The organism is Streptomyces sp. NPDC093111 (genome assembly GCF_040683955.1).
In the GTDB taxonomy this organism is placed as follows: Bacteria; Actinomycetota; Actinomycetes; order Streptomycetales; family Streptomycetaceae; genus Streptomyces.
Window position 1 is genome coordinate 167,933 of the sequence record NZ_JBFBNW010000003.1, and the last position, 16,498, is coordinate 184,430.

Consider the following 16,498-nt stretch of genomic DNA (forward strand, 5'->3'; position numbering starts at 1 on the left):
TATCCGGGATGTCCGGCCCCCTCTCCCCCGAGCGGCTCCCGGCGCTGCGCCGGCGCATCCAGGCCGTGCTGATCGCCACCCAGATCCTGGGCGGCCTGGGCATCGCCACCGGAGTGGCGCTGGCCGCGGTCCTCGCCAAGGAGGTCAGCGGTACGGAGGCGCTGTCGGGGCTCGCCTCGACGGCCTCGGTGGCGGGGCCCGCCCTGCTCGCGATGCCGCTCGCCTCGCTGATGTCGACCCGGGGCCGGCGCGCCGGGCTCGTCCTCGCCTATCTCGTCGGCGCCGTCGGCGCGGGTGTCGCCGTCCTCGGCGCGGTCCTGGACAGCTTCCCGGTGCTGCTCGTCGGCCTGGTCGGCTTCGGGGCCGGTTCCTCGGCCAACCTCGCGGCCCGCTTCGCCGCCGCCGACCTGGCCGAGCCCGACCGGCGGGCCCGGGCCATCTCCACGGTGGTGTGGGCCACCACCATCGGCGCCGTCCTCGGCCCCAACATCGCCGCCCCGGCCGGCGAGAGCGTGGCGGGCCTCGGCATCCCGGTGGCGGCCGGGCCCTTCGTGTGGGCGTCCGGCGTGTTCGTGATCTCGGCCCTCGTGGTGGCCCTGCTGCTGCGCCCCGACCCGCTCCTGACGGCCCGGGCACTGGCCGGGCCCGAGGACGACGCGGCGGCGGAGGGCCGCTCCCTGAAGGCGGGGCTGCGGGCCGTACGGGAGTCCTCGCGGGCCCGGATCGCCCTGGTCACCGTGGCCGGCTCGCACACGGCGATGGTGTCGATCATGTCGATGACGCCGGTCGCGCTCAGCCACCACGGGGCGGACATCCGGCTGATCGGCCTGGTGATCAGCGGACACATCGCGGGCATGTACGCGTTCTCGCCGGTGATGGGCTGGCTGTCGGACCGCCTCGGCCGGCTGTCGGTGATCGGCCTGGCCGTCGCCCTGATCGCCGTCGCGGCCCTCCTCGCGGGCACGGCCGGGCCGAGCCACGGGCAGACCGCGCTCGGCCTCTTCGTCCTCGGCCTCGGCTGGTCGGCCGGGCTGGTCTCCGGTTCGGCCCTCCTGACGGACTCCGTCCCACAGGCCGCCCGGGCGGCGGTCCAGGGGCTCTCCGACTTCATCATGAACACCGCGGCCGGGGTCGGCGGCCTGGCGGCGGGACTCATCGTCTCCACGGTGGGTTACGGCTGGCTGAACGCGGTGGGCGCGTGCCTGCTGGTACCGATGGCGCTGCTGGCGCTGCGGGGCGCGGTGCGGCGGGCCTGAGGGCGCGTGATCCACCCGCCTCAGCGCGGCACCACCGGCGAACTCGCCCCCGCCGCCACCTGGCGCGGCGCTCCGGTCCCGTCGGCCGGCACGCTCCACACCGCGCCCCCGTACGCGTAGGAGACCGTCCCCGGTCCGGTCCAGGACGCCTGGTCGTCGACGGACCGGGTGTCGGCGAGCGGGTGTTCGCGCAGGGTGGCGAGGTCGAGGACGTACAGGCGCCAGGGGTCGGCGGAGTCGGTGGAGACCCTCTTCTTGAAGGCGACGCGGGTGCCGTCCGGGGAGAGCGAGGGGCACTCGACGTTCTCCTTGATCGCGCGGGCGGACCAGTCGCGCAGGTCGCCCTCGACCAGGTGGGTGCGGCCCCGGGTGGCGACGGTGGCGTAGAAGCGGTTGTCGTCACGGGCGAAGCTGACGCCCCAGTAGTTGACGTCGGGGGCGTGGTACCGGCGTCCGTCGAGGGTGAGCGGGATCTGCTCGATGTTCTTGATCAGGTACCCGGTGCGCAGGTCGAGGATCGAGGTCCGGGTGGCGAACGCGGAGGTGTTGTAGGAGTCGCCGGTCGCGAAGGTCGTCCAGGCGAGCACCCGGCCGGAGGCGGAGACCCGGGCCCGGTTGGGGATGCCGGGCAGGCTCATCCGGCGCAGTTCGCGCAGCTGCCGGTCGAGCACGAGGACGTACGAGCGGGCCGGCAGTCCCGGGCGGCGCTGGAGGCAGAGCGCGGTGTTCCCGGCGGCGTGGAAGCGGTCGCAGCGCGGTCCGCCGACGAGGCGGGAGCCGGGTGCCGCGGGGTCCTGGCGGGCGACGCGGCCACTGGCGGTGTCGCGGACGTAGAGGGCGCCCGGGTGCCCGTCGAGGCCGAAGCCGGCGTCGGCCCCCGCGACGGCCGCCCGAGGGTGTTCGGCGGCGGCGCGCAGGGTGTAGGCGGTGGCGCCGCCGACGAGGAGCAGGGCCCCCAGGAGGAGTGCCCACAGGCGACGGGCGGTCATGTCGTGGTCCTTCCGTGCGGTGGTGCGGCGGGCAGCAGGCGGGCGGCGCAGACGAGGGCCGCGGCGAGGCCGGCCGAGGCGAGGACGAGCGCGGTGGACGGCCCCCACAGGGTCCAGGCCGCGCCGAAGCCGGTCGCCGCGGCGACCTTGGCGAGGGCCTGCGCCGTCTGGACGAGGGCGAGCCCGCTGGCCCGCCGGGCGGCCGGGAGCAGGGGGCCGGTGAGGGCCATCAGGACCCCGTCGGTGGACGCGTAGAAGACCCCGAGCAGGGCGAGGACCCCGCCGATGAGGACCGCGTCCGGCACGGGGGCGAGGAGCAGGGCCATGGCGAGGAGCAGGGCGCCGTGCCCGTACAGGAAGGGGCGTCGGCGGCCGATGCGGTCGGCGAGCCGCCCGGCGGGTACGGCGAGCAGCAGATAGGCGGCCGCGGCGCCGAGCGGCAGGAACGGGAACCAGGTGGCGTCCAGCGCGGTCCTGCGCTGGAGCAGCAGGTAGAGGAACGCGTCGCCGACGGTGGCCGCGCCGAGGAGCGCGGCGGCGAGCGCGACCCGGCGCACGGCGGGCTGCCGGAGCAGGGCCGGCAGTCCGAGCGGCTCGCGTGCGGTGCGCGCGGTCTCCCGGCGCCCGCCGGGGACGAGCACGACGAGGAGCAGCACTCCCAGGAGCCCGACGCAGAAGCTGACGACGAAGACGGCGTCGTACGCGTCGGCGGTCGCCCACAGCAGCGCGAAGGCCGCCAGGGGGCCGAGGAGGGCGCCGGTGGTGTCCATGGCCCTGTGCACGCCGAAGGCGCGGCCGAGGGCGTCGGGCGGGCTTTCGAGGGTGATGAGGGCGTCGCGCGGGGCGGTGCGGATCCCCTTGCCCAGCCGGTCGGCGGCGAGCGAGGCGGCGATGAGGCCGGTGGCGCCGCCCGCGAGGAGCAGGCCGAGCCGGGAGCAGGCGGACAGGGCGTAGCCGATGCCGGCGATCCGCTTGTGCCGGCCGCCCCGGTCGGCGGCGTGCCCGCCGAGGAGGCGGACGAGCGCGGTGGCGCCGGTGAACAGTCCGTCGAGGAAGCCGAACTGGAGCGGGGTCAGGCCGAGTCCGAGGACCAGGTAGAGGGGCAGTACGGCGGTGACCATCTCGGAGGACACGTCGGTGACGAGGCTGACGGTGCCGAGGGCGAGGACGGTGGCGGGGACGCGCCGCCGCACCCCGGAGGGGGTGGGCGGCGCGCCGCGGCGACCGGTGGTCGCGAGGTACATCAGTGGCAGGTGTAGGTCGGGCCGGTGTCCTTGACCGAACCGTCGGTGCCGACGTACTGCCAGCTGTAGGTGGTGTCGGTGAAGTCCAGCTTCAGCACCCCGTAGGGGCCGCTGATCCGCTTCTGGCTGTTGGGCTGGACGGTCTCGATGGGGTACGGCTCGGCTCCGCCCATGCCGCCGACGATCTCGACGATGCCGTCGGCGGTGGCCTTGCCGTTCGGGTCCTGCGGGGCGAAGCGCTCGTAGTGGTGGTCGTGCCCGTTGAGGACGAGGTCGGCCTTGGCCGCGTAGAGGATCTGCCAGACGGGCTTGGACACGGGGTCGTTGCCGTGGCCGCCGGAGGAGTACAGGGGGTGGTGGAAGTAGGCGGCGACGCAGCTCTTGGCGTTGCGGGCGAGGTCGTCCTTGAGCCACTGGATCTGGGCGGCGTCGTCGAAGGAGTTGGAGTCGAGGGCGACGAAGTGCCAGTTGCCCTCGTCGTAGCTGTAGTAGGGCTTGCCCTGGGGGTAGGCGATGGCGCCGAAGTACGACTTGTATCCGGCGAGGGAGCCGGCCGGGTCGTAGGTCTCGTGGTTGCCGGGTACGGGGCGCGTCTTGGCCTTGAAGGCGCCCCAGGTCTTGTCGTAGTAGGCGCGGTAGTCGCTCAGACGGGCGTCGTCGTACTGGTTGTCGCCCATCGTCAGATAGAACTTCGGGTTGATCCGCTGTGCCTGGGCGGCGGTCTTGGGGTGCGCGCAGGAGCTGCTGGAGGCGGTGCACTGCGCGGCGATGTCGCCGGCCGCGACGACGGTGAAGCCGGCGGGCGGCGGGGTGGTGCCGTCCGTCGTCCCGTACACCTCTACTTCGTAGAGGGAGTAGCCGTACGAGGTGCCGCGGGCGGTGCCGTAGACGCGGAGGTAGCGGCCCTTTCCGGCCAGTCCGGTCCAGTCGTCGGTGCCGCCGTTGCCGGCGGTCTCGGTGGCGAGGGCGGTCCAGGTGGCGCCGTCGGCGGACACCTCGACGCGGTACGCCTTGGCGTAGGCCGCCTCCCAGGAGAGGCGGACGCGGGACACGGTGGCGGGGGCGCCGAGGTCGACGCGCAGCCACTGGGGGTCGGAGCCCTCGGCGCTGGCCCAGCGGGTGGCGGGGTCGCCGTCGAATGCCTTGGCGGGGCCGAGGGTGCCGTCCTCGTCGGAGGAGGAGGTGGCGGGCTTGCCGCGGGAGAGGAGCGGGTCGGCGGCGTCGGCGCGGCCGGGGGCGGCGAGCAGGAGGCCGCCGGTGAGGAGGAGGACGGCGGCGAGGAGGAGGGACAGTGTGGTGCGGCGAGGTGGGGCGGAGGCGTTCAGGCGCATACCTGGGACTCCCTGGCCTGGGGACGGCGAGAGCTGGACACCGGGTGCGGGCAGCGCGGTTCGGCCCGCGTGGCGAGGGGCGCCACGGGGCATGCTGCGGTGCACGGCGGCCGGGTCAGAGCTCTCGCTGAGCGCGTCACGCCCGCACCCAGGGGAAGCCCCGGGCACGGGCGCCGCGCCAAGCCGCTGCCCGGGATCGTAGTGGATAGGAAAGTTTCCTACCAGACTCCGGACCGGCTCCCTCCGAAGGGAGTTCAGAGGCTGATGTGGTACGCCTTGCGCAGGGTCTCGTGGACGGTCCAGGTGGTGCGGTCGCCCTCGCGCAGCACGCAGGCGTCGCCCGGGCCGATCTCCAGGGTCTCGCCGCCCTCGACCGCGACCGTGGCACGGCCGCTGACGACGACGAACAGCTCGTTCGCCTCGGTGTCGGTGACCACGCCGGGGGTGATCTGCCAGATGCCGCGGAGCTGCTTGCCGTCGGCGGACTCCCAGAGGAGCTTGCCGGTCACCTCGGGGGTGCCGGAGACGATCTGGCCGGGGTCCAGCGGCTCGGGCTCGAGCTCGGCATCGGGGATGTGGACGGCGAACGAGGGCTGCGCGTGAGTGGTCATGGGCGGTGACTGTAGCGGGGCCCCGGAGCCGCCACGGGCCCGGGACCGGGTGGAGGAATCCCTTCCGTTTCATGCTCCGACCAGGCACTTCTCCAAGGCGTCCGGCACGACGGAATCCGCAGGAGGGGTTTGCGGCCGGGGCTCGCCCCAAGGGGCGGCCGGGCCGCGCCGAACGGGGTCGCGGGGCACCGATTCCGCAGCCTCCCCGCAGGCGCGCGCGGGCGCGCGCGAGGAGCACGCTCCGGCCCCCGGAACCGGGCCGTGGCGTCTCGACGCCGAAAGCCGCTGCCCGGGCGTACCGGGCCCGTGGACATCGCCGCAGGTCGGGGGCGGCGCCATTGGTGCGACCCATGTTGGTCCCGATGATTGCGTCGCGTCTCCTGACAGCGAGGGCGCGAGGGCGCCACACTCCGAGCGAACCACCCCCACTCCCCCCATCCGGACAGGAGAGTGCGATGCCCCCCACCCGATTCCTCGCCCGCGCGGCCGTCCTCGGCTCGGCGGCCCTGCTGACCGCCGCCACGGCCCTCCCCACCGCCTCCGCCGCTTCCCTGAAGGCCGGCGCCCCGACCGCCGATCCCGCGCCCGGCGCCTCGTACAAGGCCGCCCACGACACCCTCGGGCCGCAGCGGCTCACCCCGGTCCAGCGCAGAATCTCCGCCGCCAAGCAGGCCGCGGCGGAGTGGACGTTCACGGGAGCGCGCGCCCTCGCCGGGTACAAGCTCTCCGGCGCCCTCCACCAGTCGCAGCGGACCTCCTACTGGTGCGGCCCGGCCGCCCTGGTCATCACGCAGTCCGCCCACGACGAGGTCGGCGGCCGCTCCCAGCAGGACGCGGCGAACCTGCTCAGGACGACCACCAGTGGCACCGCCTGGTACGGCATCGACATCAACGTGCCGAACCCGACCGGCTACCCCATGGCGGACGCCCTCAACTACCGGCTCCCTGGTGCCGGTTACGTACCGAAGGCGCTGCCCTACACGCCGACCGCCGCCGACAAGACCGCGTTCAGGCAGCACATCACGCACAACACGGACAACGACTACGCCATCGCCGGCAACGCCTGGGAGGTGCCGGGCGGGCCGCATCTCGTCGGACACCCCAACATCGAGATCTTCCACTGGGTCGCGATCGACGGCTACAACACCGACACCGGCGCCGGGGAGGTCGACTATCTGGACCCGGTGGGCGGGGTCAGCACCAGCGTCATCTCCTGGGCGGGCCCGGTGCCGAGGTCCGCGCACATCTCCTCCGACACCCTCACCACCATCATGGGCGGCCGTGGGTACGTCTGGTAGGCGACGCCTCCTGCCGGTGCCGCTCCTGGCGGGCGCCCTGCTCCTGGCGGGGTGCTCGTCGGCAGCGACCGGGCCCGGCGCCGCGCCCGCGCGGACGGCCCCCTCCCCGGCGTCCTCGTCGGCACCCCCTTCGGGGGTGCGGGCCGCCGCCTGCCAGGTGCCGCTGCCCGCCGCCTGGCAGGCCGCGTTCACGGCCGGCGAGTACCGGCCGCCGCCCGGCGAACGCGCGGTCCTCACGGAGACCGGCCCCGGCTGGACGGCGCTCCAGCTCACCGGCCCCGAGGGGCGCCGCGCCGCCCTCGTACGCCGGGGCGAGGCCGCGCCCCGTACCCTGCTCCGCCTCGCCGACCCGGTGGAACACCAGCTGCTGGCGGCGGACTTCGACGGGAGCCGCTGGGCCGCGTTCGCCGTCCTTGAGGGCCGGACCCTGGACAGCCCGTGGAGCCTGTACGTGTGGGACGCGACCACCGGCAGGTCCCGGCGGCTCGCCCGCGCCGACCGGCCGGGCCCGCTCCCCCGCCCGCTCCTCCACGACGGCACCGTGCTGTGGGCGCAGGGCACGGGTTCCGGCAGGGCCACCGTCTTCGCGGCCCCGGCCGGGGGCGGCACCCCGCGCGCGTGGCACACGGGCGTGCTGGACAGCCCCTTCGCCGCCGGCGGGCTGCTGGTGTGGCGCGAGGCCGTCGGCGGCGGGACCCGGCTGGCCGGCGTCTCCTTGCGGGACGGGCGCCCGGCGGCCCTGCCCCCGCCCGTCGCCGCCCTGCGCGACCTGCGGTCCGCGGTGTCCGACGGCACCACCTGGGCATGGGTGGCGGGCGAGGCCGCTCCCCGGCTGATGGTGTGGCGCGCGGGCCCGGCCGGACCCACGGACGCCGTGACCGCCTCCCCCGCCGTCGACGGCATGGACCAGCTCCGGGTGTCCGGCCACCTCCTCACCTGGCGCACCCCGGAGACCGCCTACGGCCTGGACCTGGACGCGGGCGCGTACGCCGAGATCACGCCCGCCTACGGGTACGCGCAGGCGGCGGGCGGCGCCCTGGCCCTGGCGTTCAGCGCGGGCGACGCGAAGGCGACGGGTGCCCGGCCGGTGATCCAGGTGGTGGACGCGGACCGGCTGCCCGGGCTGCCGCGCTGCGACTGACGCGGACCGCCGACGCCGTACGGCCGAGGCCACGGCCGACGCCGTACGGTCGACGGGCCACGGCCGACGCCGTGCGGCGGACGCGCCACGGCCGTCGCGTCGTGGCCGTCGCGTCGTGGCCGGTGCGTCGTGGCCGGTGCGTCGTGGCCGGTGCGTCGTGGCCGGTGCGTCGTGGCCGGTGCGTCGTGGCCGGTGCGCGCCACCGAGGTTTGCGGGGGCCGTGGTTGCGTCAGAGATCCCCCATGTCCACACAGGTGTCCGAGGAGGTACGGGAGGCGCTCCACGAGCGGCGTCCCGTCGTCGCGCTGGAGTCGACGATCATCGCCCACGGTCTGCCACGCCCCCGCAACCTGGCCGTGGCCGGGGAGCTGGAGGCGCTGGTGCGGGAGGGCGGGGCCGTCCCCGCCACCATCGCGGTGGTCGACGGCACCGCCCGGGTCGGCCTGGACGAGGCCGCGCTGACCCGGATCGCGGAGGACCCGTCGGTCCGGAAGCTGGGGCACCGCGACCTGGCGCCCGCGCTCGCGACCGGGGCGACGGGCGCGACGACCGTCTCGGGGACCGCCTGGCTCGCGGACTCCGTGGGCATCCGGGTCTTCGCGACCGGGGGGCTCGGCGGGGTGCACCGGGAGTGGACAGAGACCCAGGACGAGTCGGCCGACCTGCGGCTGCTCGCCCGGGTCGGGGTCACGCTGGTGTGCGCGGGGGTCAAGTCGATCCTGGACGTCCCGGCGACCCTCCAGCGTCTGGAGACGCTCGGGGTGACGGTCGTCGGCTACGGGACGGACCGCTTCCCCGGCTTCTACCTCTCCTCGTCGGGCGAACCGGTCGACTGGACGCTGCGCACCCCGCACGAGGTGGCGGAGGTGATGCGCGCCCAGGACGCGCTCGGTGACCCGCGGACGGCGCTGGTCGTCGCCAATCCGGTGCCGCGCGGGGACCAGCTCGATCCGGCCCTGCACGACCGGGTGCTCGCGCAGGGCCTCGCGGCGGCGAAGGAGAAGGGCGTCACGGGGCAGGCGGTGACGCCGTTCCTCCTCGACCACCTGACGGTGCACACGGAAGGCGCGTCCCTGGAGGCCAACCTGGCGGCGGTACGGGGCAACGTGCGGCTCGCGGCGCGGATCGCGGCGGCCTACCGCGAGCGCCCGTGACCGGCCCCGGCGGGCTCCTGGTCGTCGGGGACGTCGTCACGGACGTGATCGCCCGGCATCACAAGCCCCTGGCCGCCGCGACCGACACCCCGGCGCGGATCCGGACGCTGCCCGGCGGCGCGGGGGCGAACGTGGCCTGCTGGGCCGCCCGTTCGGGCCGCGCGGACGTGCGGCTCCTGGGGCGGGTGGGCGCCGACTCGGCGTCCTGGCACGAGCGGGAGCTGCGCCGCGCGGGGGTACGGCCGCTGCTCGCCCTGGACCCGGACGCGCCCACGGCGGCCGTCATCGCCCTGGTGGGGCCCGACGCGGAGCGCACGTTCCTCACGGACAGCGGGGCCTCGCTGCGCCTGGCGCCCGAGGACTGGTCGCCGGCGCTGCTCGACGGGATCGCCCGGGTGCATCTGTCCGGGTACCTGTTCTTCGCCGGGCCGAGCCGCGAGACGGCCGGGCGGGTCCTGCGCGACGCGCGCGCGGCGGGCGTCCCGGTGAGCGTCGACCCGGCGTCCGCCGGGTTCCTGACGGAACTGGGCACGGAACGCTTCCTCGGGGCCGTGGAGGGCGCGGAGTGCCTGCTGCCCAACCTCGACGAGGCCCGCCTGCTGACCGGCCGCACGAACCCGGACGAGGCCGCCGAGGCCCTCGGCCGGCGCTTTCCGCTGGTCGCGGTCACCCTGGGCGGCGCGGGTGCCGTCCTCGCCGAGGAGGGCCGGGTGACGGCCCGGGTGACGGCGCCGCCGGTCCGCGCGGTGGACTCCACCGGCGCCGGAGACGCCTTCACGGGAGCCTTCCTGGCCGCCCTCCTGACCGGGGCGACCCCGGTGGCGGCGGCCGGAGCGGGCTGCCGCGCGGGAGCGGAGGCGGTCACCAGGGTGGGCGGGCGGCCCTAACCCGCTCCCTGGGAGTCCCCGAAGCCGGCCCAGGCCGGGCGCCGCGGGTCGTCGACGCGCACGACGGCGTCGGCGGCGTCCGCCGGGCCGACCTCGTTCTCGTACCGCTCGAAGGCGGGGAGGGCCCAGGGTTCCTCCGTGCGGCGGGCGAGGGCGCCGGGCGAGAGGCGCAGGTGCACGGTGAGGTCGAAGGGGAACCAGTGCCCGAGCAGGAAGGGGCCGTGCAGGACCAGGACTCCGCCGGGCGGCAGCGGTACGGCCGGGCTGCGGGTCGCGCGGTCGGTGGCCGGGTCCCACAGGTCGGGCAGCACCCGGCCGCTGCCGCCCGGCTCCAGCGGCCCGAAGACCTCCCGCCACAGCGCCCCGGTGTCGAACCAGCCGCCGTAGTAGGCGTCCGGGTCCTGTCTGCCGTACTCGAAGCGCAGGGACGCGGGCCGCAGGAAGCCGCCCGTGCCGACCACGAGCACCGACCGTCCGCGCAGCCGCAGGGCGTCGGCGACCCGGTCGGCCAGCTCCGCGCCCGGTGCGGCGGGGGCGCCGTCGACCGCCACCTTCAGCCAGGCGCTGCCGTCGGCCGGCTCGGCCCCGTCGACCCGGCCGGCCACGGCGTCGGCGAGCCGTTCCCAACTGATCGCTTCGAATCGCATCCGTCCCATCCTGCCGCACGGGCACCACGCACCACACCGCCCGCGTCGACGTGGTCACCGAGGTCGGGACCGGGACCGGGACCGGGATCGGGATCGGCACAGCCGCCGGATCGGCCCGTCGGCACGTAGGCCGGCGCGGGTCAGGTCAAGAGACCGCCGGGGCCGCCTGGGCCGTCGGGGTCACCTGGGCCGTCTCGACGAGTTCGGCCCGGCCGGCCGCGACGGCGTCGGCGAGCGTGGACTCCCCGTTCGCCAGGGCCCGGCAGGTCTCCGCGTCGGTCACCAGGCGCACCTCGGCATCGGGGGCCGCCCCGTCCCCGTACTCCGCCCGGCCGTCGGCCCCGGTCCGTACGTGGAACTCCCCCTCGTCCAGGGTGACCTGGACGACCCGCGCCCCCAGCGGCTCCAGGGCGGTCAGGAGCGGGATGGCGAACCAGTGGGCGCGGACGGCGTCGGTCGGGCGGGGCGCGTCGAGGGCGGGCGCGCCCCAGGCGGCGAGGGCGCGCAGGACGGGGAGCAGGTCGCGGCCGCGGTCGGTGAGCTCGTACACGGACGCGGAGGCGGGCGGCGGCAGCCGGCGGCGGGTGACGAGCTCGGCGCCCTCCATGTCCTTGAGCCGCCCGGCGAGCATGTCGGTGCTGACGCCGGGGAGATCGGCATGCAGATCGGTGTAGCGGCGCGGCCCGGCGAGGAGTTCACGGACGATCAGGAGCGTCCACCGGTCGCCGACGGCGTCGAGGGCGCGGGCTGCGGCGCAGTACTGGTCATAGCTTCGGCGGCGTGGCATGCGACGCAGTCTAGACATGTTGTTGGACTTTCCAAGCTCGAACTTGGTAAAACCAAGCATCAACACTTCTGGGGAGGTCGGCGCATGGAGTTCCGGCAGTCGAGCAAGCTGAGCGAGGTCTGCTACGAGATCCGCGGCCCGGTCATCGAGCACGCCAACGCCCTGGAGGAGGCGGGCCACAGCGTTCTGCGCCTCAACACCGGAAACCCGGCGCTCTTCGGCTTCGAGGCGCCCGAGGAGATCGTCCAGGACATGATCCGGATGCTCCCCAAGGCGCACGGCTACACCGACTCGCGGGGCATCCTCTCCGCCCGGCGCGCGGTCGCCCAGCGCTACCAGTCGATGGGCCTGCGGGAGGTCGACGTCGACGACGTCTTCCTCGGCAACGGGGTCTCCGAGCTGGTCTCGATGGCCGTCCAGGCGCTCCTGGAGGACGGCGACGAGGTCCTGATCCCCGCCCCCGACTTCCCCCTGTGGACGGCGGTCACGACCCTCGCGGGCGGCAAGGCCGTGCACTACCTGTGCGACGAGTCCGCCGAGTGGTACCCGGACCTCGACGACATGGCCGCGAAGATCACCGACCGGACCCGCGCCGTCGTGATCATCAACCCGAACAACCCCACGGGCGCGGTGTATCCGAAGGAGATCGTCGAGGGCATCCTCGACCTCGCCCGCCGGCACGGCCTGATGGTCTTCGCCGACGAGATCTACGACCAGATCGTCTACGACGACGCGGTGCACTACCCGGCCGCCTCGCTCGCCCCCGACCTGGTCGTGCTGACCTTCGGCGGCCTGTCGAAGACGTACCGGGTGGCGGGATTCCGCTCCGGCTGGCTGGTCGTCACCGGCCCCCGTGGGCAGGCCCGGAACTACCTGGAGGGCCTGACGATGCTGGCCTCCATGCGGCTCTGCCCCAACGCCCCCGCGCAGTACGCCATCCAGGCGGCGCTCGGCGGCCGGCAGTCGATCCACGAGCTGACCGCCCCCGGCGGACGGCTCCACGAACAGCGCGACCGCGCCTGGGAGAAGCTGAACGAGATCCCCGGCGTCTCCTGCGTCAAGCCGAAGGGCGCGCTCTACGCCTTCCCTCGACTGGATCCGAGCGTCCACAAGATCCACGACGACGAGAGGTTCGTCCTCGACCTGTTGCTGAGGGAGAAGATCCAGGTCGTGCAGGGGACCGGCTTCAACTGGCCGCGGACGGACCACTTCCGCATCCTGACGCTTCCCCACGCGGACGACCTGGACGCGGCGATCAGCCGCATCGGACGCTTCCTCAGCGGCTACCGCCAGTAGTCCCGAGCCGGAGAACGGCAGCGGGTCCGAGGGCGTAGCCTGCCCCCGGACCCTTTCGATGCCGCTCCTCTTCACACGCCGGCGCAGTTGAGGACCCGGGTCATTCGTCATTGCGTCGCGTCCTGCCCTTGGACCACCGCCGATCGAAGCTCGGCGGACCAGATTCGAACTGGCATTTCGACGCACCAGGGCCCGGGCCCGGTCGATCCGGCGATGAGCGGCGCATGCTGAGTCTGGAGCAATAGTCTGAGTTTGAACGCGATCCGGATCAGAAGTGCTCTGGTGATCCGGGCCGCGCATTCACGACAAGGCTCAGCTTCAGCTTTGCGCTCCTCGCGCACCCCGGCCGCGGCTGGCGGCCGGGGAGTTCATGGCGGGGGCGGCGGTGCCGCCCCCGGACGGCTACCCGAAGAGGTAGCCGAAGACCGCTTCGCCGACCCGCTGGTCGGTGATCTCGGCGCCGTTCGCCTCCTCGCGGGCGAACTTCACCGCCTGCTGCACCTTTTCGACCCGCTCGACCAGCTCGTTCACCCGCCGGGCGGGCAGCGCGCCGGAGAACTTCACGGTCGTCCAGTACCCCACCGGGACGTCCTCGTAGTACACCTCGACCTGCGCCGGGTGCTTCTCCGTCGCCTCGGCCTTGACGTGGTTGCGCGGCACCTTCTTCGTACGGACCGTGCGCACCGGCTCGGTCTTCCACGCGTCGGTCGACGGGTCCTGCGTCCACGACTCGGCGGCGTCGAGGACCGGCAGCTTGCGGACGAAGGTGAGGATGTCCGTCAGCTGCTTCTCCAGGAAGAGCAGGTACGCGACCGGTACGCCGGTCACCAGCACCCGTCCGTCGACGGTGATGTCGGCGCGGGCCTCGCAGTTCGCCCAGTCCTTGGTGGCGGTGACGTCGAAGAGGCGGGTCAGCGTCCGCGCGGTGTCGCGCAGCACGTCCTCGGCCTTGACCTGCACCAGCGTCGACTCGGGCGGCAGTTGCTCGCCCTCCTCGTCCTTCGGCTGGTACGTCCGGGAGATGCCCGCCAGCAGGGCCGGCTTCTGCACTCCGTGATGGGCGGTGGTCAGGTCCTGATGCGCCCGGGACTTGACGCCTTTCTCGACTGCGATGATCTGATTGAGTTTCGTTGCCACGCGACCGACCCTAGAGTCCGGAGCCCGGCGAATCGAACTGTTTTTCCTGCCGGTTGGGCACGCGCCGACGCTGCGTCGGGGGCGCGTCGAGGATGCGAGGAGCGAATCCGTCATGGATGCGGCGCTGATAGCCGTCGTCGGAACCCTGCTGGGCGTGGTCGCCAGCCACTGGTTCCAGGGCCGGGCCACCGAGCGGACGGCGGCCCTGACCAGGACCGAGCAGCTGCGGCAGGAGCGGATCGCGACCTACAGCGCGTTCGCGGGCGCGGTCGTCGACTACCGGCACAGCCAGAACGACCGCTGGTTCCGGGCGAGGCTGGAACCGGGCTCCGACGAGGCGGAGGAGTCCCGGCACGCCTCGTACCGGCAGCGGACCGTCGCCCGGCAGGCCCTCTTCCGGGTCCAGCTGGTCTGCGACGACCCGCGCACCCGCCAACTCGCCGAGTCCGCCTTCGAGATGACCCACTGCATGCACGAGGCGACGGACGACGCCGACCGCACCGGGCGCTCGGACCAGGCCAAGGAGGCCCTGGCCCTGTTCATCTCGGCCGCCGCCCCCGGGGTGCGCTGAGCCGCGGCGGCGCGCCCGGGGGCGCGTTCCGGGGCATCGGCCGGGGCCCGTACGGGTAGGAGCACACCGTGGATCTCGTCGCCCCCGTCGTGGTCGAACCGCTCAAGCGGCGCCGCTGTTCGGAGTGCCGCCAGGGGCCGCTGGCCCGCGTGATCGTCGAGTTCAACGCGATCGTCTGCCTGGACTGCGCCGACCTCGGCCATCTCGTCTTCCTGCGCCGCGGCGACACCGCCCTCACCCGCCGGGCGCGGGAGGGCAGCACCCTGTGGGCGGTGGTGGTGCGGCACAACAGGCGGCGCACCCGGTACGAACGCCAGGGCCTGCTCGTCGAGGAGGCGGCGCTGCGGCGCGCGGAGGCCGCCTGCCTCGCGGACGCCGAGGCGCGGGCCCGGCGCCGGGCGAGGGACGCGGAGCGCCGGGCGGGGTCGGACGCGGAGGTCACGGCGGCCCTGGAGGCGGAGATCCTGCGCCTCTTCCCGAACTGCCCGGCCGACCGGGCGGCGGAGATAGCCGGGCACGCCGCGGCCAAGGGCAGCGGTCGGGTGGGGCGCACGGCCGCCGGCCGGTCCCTGGACCGGGGCGCGGTCACCGCGGCGGTACGGGCCGCCATACGCCATGTCGACACCGACTACGACTCGTTGCTGATGACCGGGGTCCCCCGTCACCAGGCCCGGACGAGGGTCGCGCCCGCCATCGAGGCGGTGCTCCGGGCCTGGCGTATCGGCTGAGCGGACGCGTCACGCGTCCCGGTCAGCGCTGTTCGGCCCCGGTCAGCCCTGGTCGGCCGCGCGGCGGGCCCTGCGGTACATCAGCGCGCCGCCGAGGAGCAGCGCGGCACCGGCCGGGGCGGCGAAGCCGACCGCGCCCGAGCCGGTGCTGGCGAGCTGGACCGAGCTCGACTGCGGGGCGGGCGCGGGCGGCTGCACCTCGTTGCCCGGGGCCGGCGGCACGGTGCGGGGCGGGGTGTGCGGGCGCGGCGGGGGGTGCTCGTCGCAGGGCTGCTCGACCGGGCCGTTGACCGAGGTGTTGCCGATGGCCGGGTTGCCGATGCCGACGACGTTCAGCGAGTTGCCGCTCAGGTTGACCGGGAGGTCGACGGGGAGCTGCAGGCCGTTGCCGGACAGCACGCCGGGCGAGCCCTCGGCACGGCCCTCGGCCGTGGCGCCGCCGCCGTTGGACGAACCGCCCGAGCGGCCCCCGTTGTCGGAGGATCCGGCAAGCGGGGTGCCCGGCAGGTCCTTGTGGGTGGGACCGCGGCCCTCGGAGCCGTACCCCCGGGACTCCGAACGGTTGGCACAGCTGTTGCCCGCCGCCGGGTTGAGCAGTCCGACCACGTTGACGGTGTTCCCGCAGAGGTTGACCGGGACGTGCACGGGCAGCTGAACGGCGTTGCCGGAGCCGACCCCCGGCGAACCGACGGCGGCACCCTGGGCCGTGGAGTCGGCGTGGGCGGCGCCCGCCGAGAGCGCGAGCGCGCCACCGGTGACCAACAGTGTGGCCAGACCACTTCGGCGAATCTGCCTCATGGCTTCCTGCCTTCCGGATGTTCTTCACGGGCAGTCGCCCGTACCCGAAATAACGCCATCCGTGAGGTGCGCGGATCCGACTTATGCCGTGTTTCACTCCAACGAGCGAGTGTGACGCGAACCGGTCGCGCCGCCGCCGCTGTTGTTGCCGATCTGGCCCGTGGTCCCGATGGTGCCGACCTGGAGGGTGAAGTTGTGGTGGACCCCTCCGTTGATGGTGTTGGTGGTGATCGTGGTGTGCCGCGGCTGCGGCTCCCCCTCGCCGTCCGCCAACTCGCGCAGGATCGCGCGCAGTTCCTCCGCCGACTCCGGGTCCGCGAGCAGGCTCCGCCGCATCCTCGCCCGCCACTCGACGCGGGCCTCGGTCCTGGCCTCGTCCGCCGCTCCCTCGTCGCCGGACCGTTCGGCGCGCAGCAGGTCGTCGCGGGCCGCTTCGAGCTCCTCGCCGACCGCCTGCTCGTCCGCCCCTGAACGGGCCGCGAAGAACGCGGCGATCCGGGTCCGGGCCCGCTCCCAGCCCTCGCCCACCATCTGCTGCACCAGGGCGCTCGCGCCCGCCGTCGCCAGTGCCACCAACTCGGCTTCCACCGGGCCCCCTTCGAGTCCGTCCCGCGTCGTACCAG

Annotated in this window: 17 protein-coding genes; 8 read left to right on the forward strand and 9 right to left on the reverse strand. The window is 74.5% G+C overall.

Going from position 1 to position 16,498, the window contains the following annotated elements:
* Nucleotides 1-8 precede the first annotated feature (8 nt).
* Nucleotides 9-1,256: an MFS transporter gene (locus AB0Q96_RS05585; protein WP_365322482.1), complete on the forward strand. Its 1,248-nt coding sequence runs from the start codon at nt 9-11 to the stop codon at nt 1,254-1,256.
* Nucleotides 1,257-1,276: 20 nt separating this feature from the next.
* Here AB0Q96_RS05585 and AB0Q96_RS05590 read toward each other — a convergent pair whose 3' ends face one another.
* From AB0Q96_RS05590 to AB0Q96_RS05605, 4 genes are all read right to left on the reverse strand, one after another.
* Entirely contained in the window at nt 1,277-2,245 is a 969-nt protein-coding gene (locus AB0Q96_RS05590; RefSeq protein WP_365321965.1) for a hypothetical protein, read from the reverse strand.
* On the reverse strand, nt 2,242-3,489 hold the full coding sequence (locus AB0Q96_RS05595) for an MFS transporter (protein ID WP_365321967.1): 1,248 nt from the start codon (nt 3,487-3,489) through the stop codon (nt 2,242-2,244). Before AB0Q96_RS05595 ends, AB0Q96_RS05590 begins: the two co-directional genes overlap by 4 nt.
* The gene (locus AB0Q96_RS05600; protein ID WP_365321969.1) at nt 3,489-4,820 is read right to left on the reverse strand and encodes a discoidin domain-containing protein; all 1,332 of its coding nucleotides are present in this window, start codon (nt 4,818-4,820) and stop codon (nt 3,489-3,491) included. Before AB0Q96_RS05600 ends, AB0Q96_RS05595 begins: the two co-directional genes overlap by 1 nt.
* A gap of 254 nt (nt 4,821-5,074) precedes the next feature.
* Nucleotides 5,075-5,431 (reverse strand): cupin domain-containing protein, encoded by a 357-nt coding sequence (locus AB0Q96_RS05605; RefSeq protein ID WP_329419679.1) that lies wholly within the window; start codon nt 5,429-5,431, stop codon nt 5,075-5,077.
* Nucleotides 5,432-5,886: 455 nt separating this feature from the next.
* On the opposite strand from AB0Q96_RS05605, the gene AB0Q96_RS05610 reads away from it, so the two are divergent.
* The 4 genes from AB0Q96_RS05610 (at nt 5,887) to AB0Q96_RS05625 (ending at nt 9,911) form a co-directional block, all read left to right on the forward strand.
* Nucleotides 5,887-6,729 carry a hypothetical protein gene (locus tag AB0Q96_RS05610; protein ID WP_365321972.1) on the forward strand — a complete coding sequence of 281 codons (843 nt, stop codon included), beginning with the start codon at nt 5,887-5,889 and terminating at the stop codon, nt 6,727-6,729.
* A complete protein-coding gene (locus AB0Q96_RS05615; protein WP_365321974.1) occupies nt 6,713-7,870 on the forward strand; it encodes a hypothetical protein in 1,158 nt (385 codons plus the stop codon). The genes AB0Q96_RS05610 and AB0Q96_RS05615 overlap by 17 nt, the downstream gene beginning before the upstream one ends.
* A gap of 242 nt (nt 7,871-8,112) precedes the next feature.
* Complete coding sequence (locus AB0Q96_RS05620; protein ID WP_365321975.1) at nt 8,113-9,024, forward strand: pseudouridine-5'-phosphate glycosidase; 912 nt, start codon at nt 8,113-8,115, stop codon at nt 9,022-9,024.
* Nucleotides 9,021-9,911, forward strand: a complete 891-nt coding sequence (locus tag AB0Q96_RS05625) for a sugar kinase (RefSeq protein ID WP_365321977.1) — start codon at nt 9,021-9,023, stop codon at nt 9,909-9,911. Before AB0Q96_RS05620 ends, AB0Q96_RS05625 begins: the two co-directional genes overlap by 4 nt.
* Here the strand turns inward: AB0Q96_RS05625 and AB0Q96_RS05630 are convergent.
* Nucleotides 9,908-10,558 carry a uridine kinase gene (locus AB0Q96_RS05630; RefSeq protein ID WP_365321979.1) on the reverse strand — a complete coding sequence of 217 codons (651 nt, stop codon included), beginning with the start codon at nt 10,556-10,558 and terminating at the stop codon, nt 9,908-9,910. The two genes, AB0Q96_RS05625 and AB0Q96_RS05630, sit on opposite strands and share 4 nt — an antisense overlap.
* 145 nt (nt 10,559-10,703) lie before the next feature.
* Nucleotides 10,704-11,363, reverse strand: a complete 660-nt coding sequence (locus AB0Q96_RS05635; protein WP_365321981.1) for a helix-turn-helix domain-containing protein — start codon at nt 11,361-11,363, stop codon at nt 10,704-10,706.
* A 66-nt stretch (nt 11,364-11,429) separates the two neighbouring features.
* Between AB0Q96_RS05635 and AB0Q96_RS05640 the strand changes: the two genes are divergently transcribed.
* Nucleotides 11,430-12,641 carry a pyridoxal phosphate-dependent aminotransferase gene (locus tag AB0Q96_RS05640; protein ID WP_365321983.1) on the forward strand — a complete coding sequence of 404 codons (1,212 nt, stop codon included), beginning with the start codon at nt 11,430-11,432 and terminating at the stop codon, nt 12,639-12,641.
* 402 nt (nt 12,642-13,043) lie between these two features.
* On the opposite strand, the gene AB0Q96_RS05645 is transcribed toward AB0Q96_RS05640, so the two are convergent.
* Nucleotides 13,044-13,778 carry a hypothetical protein gene (locus AB0Q96_RS05645; protein WP_365321985.1) on the reverse strand — a complete coding sequence of 245 codons (735 nt, stop codon included), beginning with the start codon at nt 13,776-13,778 and terminating at the stop codon, nt 13,044-13,046.
* A 112-nt stretch (nt 13,779-13,890) separates the two neighbouring features.
* On the opposite strand from AB0Q96_RS05645, the gene AB0Q96_RS05650 reads away from it, so the two are divergent.
* The gene (locus AB0Q96_RS05650; RefSeq protein ID WP_365321987.1) at nt 13,891-14,349 is read left to right on the forward strand and encodes a hypothetical protein; all 459 of its coding nucleotides are present in this window, start codon (nt 13,891-13,893) and stop codon (nt 14,347-14,349) included.
* Nucleotides 14,350-14,417: 68 nt separating this feature from the next.
* Nucleotides 14,418-15,077 (forward strand): DUF2293 domain-containing protein, encoded by a 660-nt coding sequence (locus tag AB0Q96_RS05655; RefSeq protein WP_365321989.1) that lies wholly within the window; start codon nt 14,418-14,420, stop codon nt 15,075-15,077.
* Between the two features lie 42 nt (nt 15,078-15,119).
* Here AB0Q96_RS05655 and AB0Q96_RS05660 read toward each other — a convergent pair whose 3' ends face one another.
* Together AB0Q96_RS05660 and AB0Q96_RS05665 are read right to left on the reverse strand one after the other, a co-directional pair.
* Entirely contained in the window at nt 15,120-15,875 is a 756-nt protein-coding gene (locus AB0Q96_RS05660; RefSeq protein ID WP_365321991.1) for a chaplin, read from the reverse strand.
* A gap of 93 nt (nt 15,876-15,968) precedes the next feature.
* Nucleotides 15,969-16,463, reverse strand: coding sequence for a hypothetical protein (locus AB0Q96_RS05665; RefSeq protein WP_365321992.1), 495 nt, complete (start codon nt 16,461-16,463; stop codon nt 15,969-15,971).
* Nucleotides 16,464-16,498 lie beyond the last annotated feature (35 nt).

Coding starts and splice junctions, on each gene's coding strand:
- AB0Q96_RS05635 (WP_365321981.1), bottom strand. CDS start 11,363: ATGTCTAGACTGCGTCGCATGCCACGCCGCCGAAGCTATGACCAGTAC.
- AB0Q96_RS05585 (WP_365322482.1), top strand. CDS start 9: ATGTCCGGCCCCCTCTCCCCCGAGCGGCTCCCGGCGCTGCGCCGGCGC.
- AB0Q96_RS05590 (WP_365321965.1), bottom strand. CDS start 2,245: ATGACCGCCCGTCGCCTGTGGGCACTCCTCCTGGGGGCCCTGCTCCTC.
- AB0Q96_RS05600 (WP_365321969.1), bottom strand. CDS start 4,820: ATGCGCCTGAACGCCTCCGCCCCACCTCGCCGCACCACACTGTCCCTC.
- AB0Q96_RS05630 (WP_365321979.1), bottom strand. CDS start 10,558: ATGCGATTCGAAGCGATCAGTTGGGAACGGCTCGCCGACGCCGTGGCC.
- AB0Q96_RS05650 (WP_365321987.1), top strand. CDS start 13,891: ATGGATGCGGCGCTGATAGCCGTCGTCGGAACCCTGCTGGGCGTGGTC.
- AB0Q96_RS05620 (WP_365321975.1), top strand. CDS start 8,113: ATGTCCACACAGGTGTCCGAGGAGGTACGGGAGGCGCTCCACGAGCGG.
- AB0Q96_RS05610 (WP_365321972.1), top strand. CDS start 5,887: ATGCCCCCCACCCGATTCCTCGCCCGCGCGGCCGTCCTCGGCTCGGCG.
- AB0Q96_RS05605 (WP_329419679.1), bottom strand. CDS start 5,431: ATGACCACTCACGCGCAGCCCTCGTTCGCCGTCCACATCCCCGATGCC.
- AB0Q96_RS05640 (WP_365321983.1), top strand. CDS start 11,430: ATGGAGTTCCGGCAGTCGAGCAAGCTGAGCGAGGTCTGCTACGAGATC.
- AB0Q96_RS05595 (WP_365321967.1), bottom strand. CDS start 3,489: ATGTACCTCGCGACCACCGGTCGCCGCGGCGCGCCGCCCACCCCCTCC.
- AB0Q96_RS05660 (WP_365321991.1), bottom strand. CDS start 15,875: ATGAGGCAGATTCGCCGAAGTGGTCTGGCCACACTGTTGGTCACCGGT.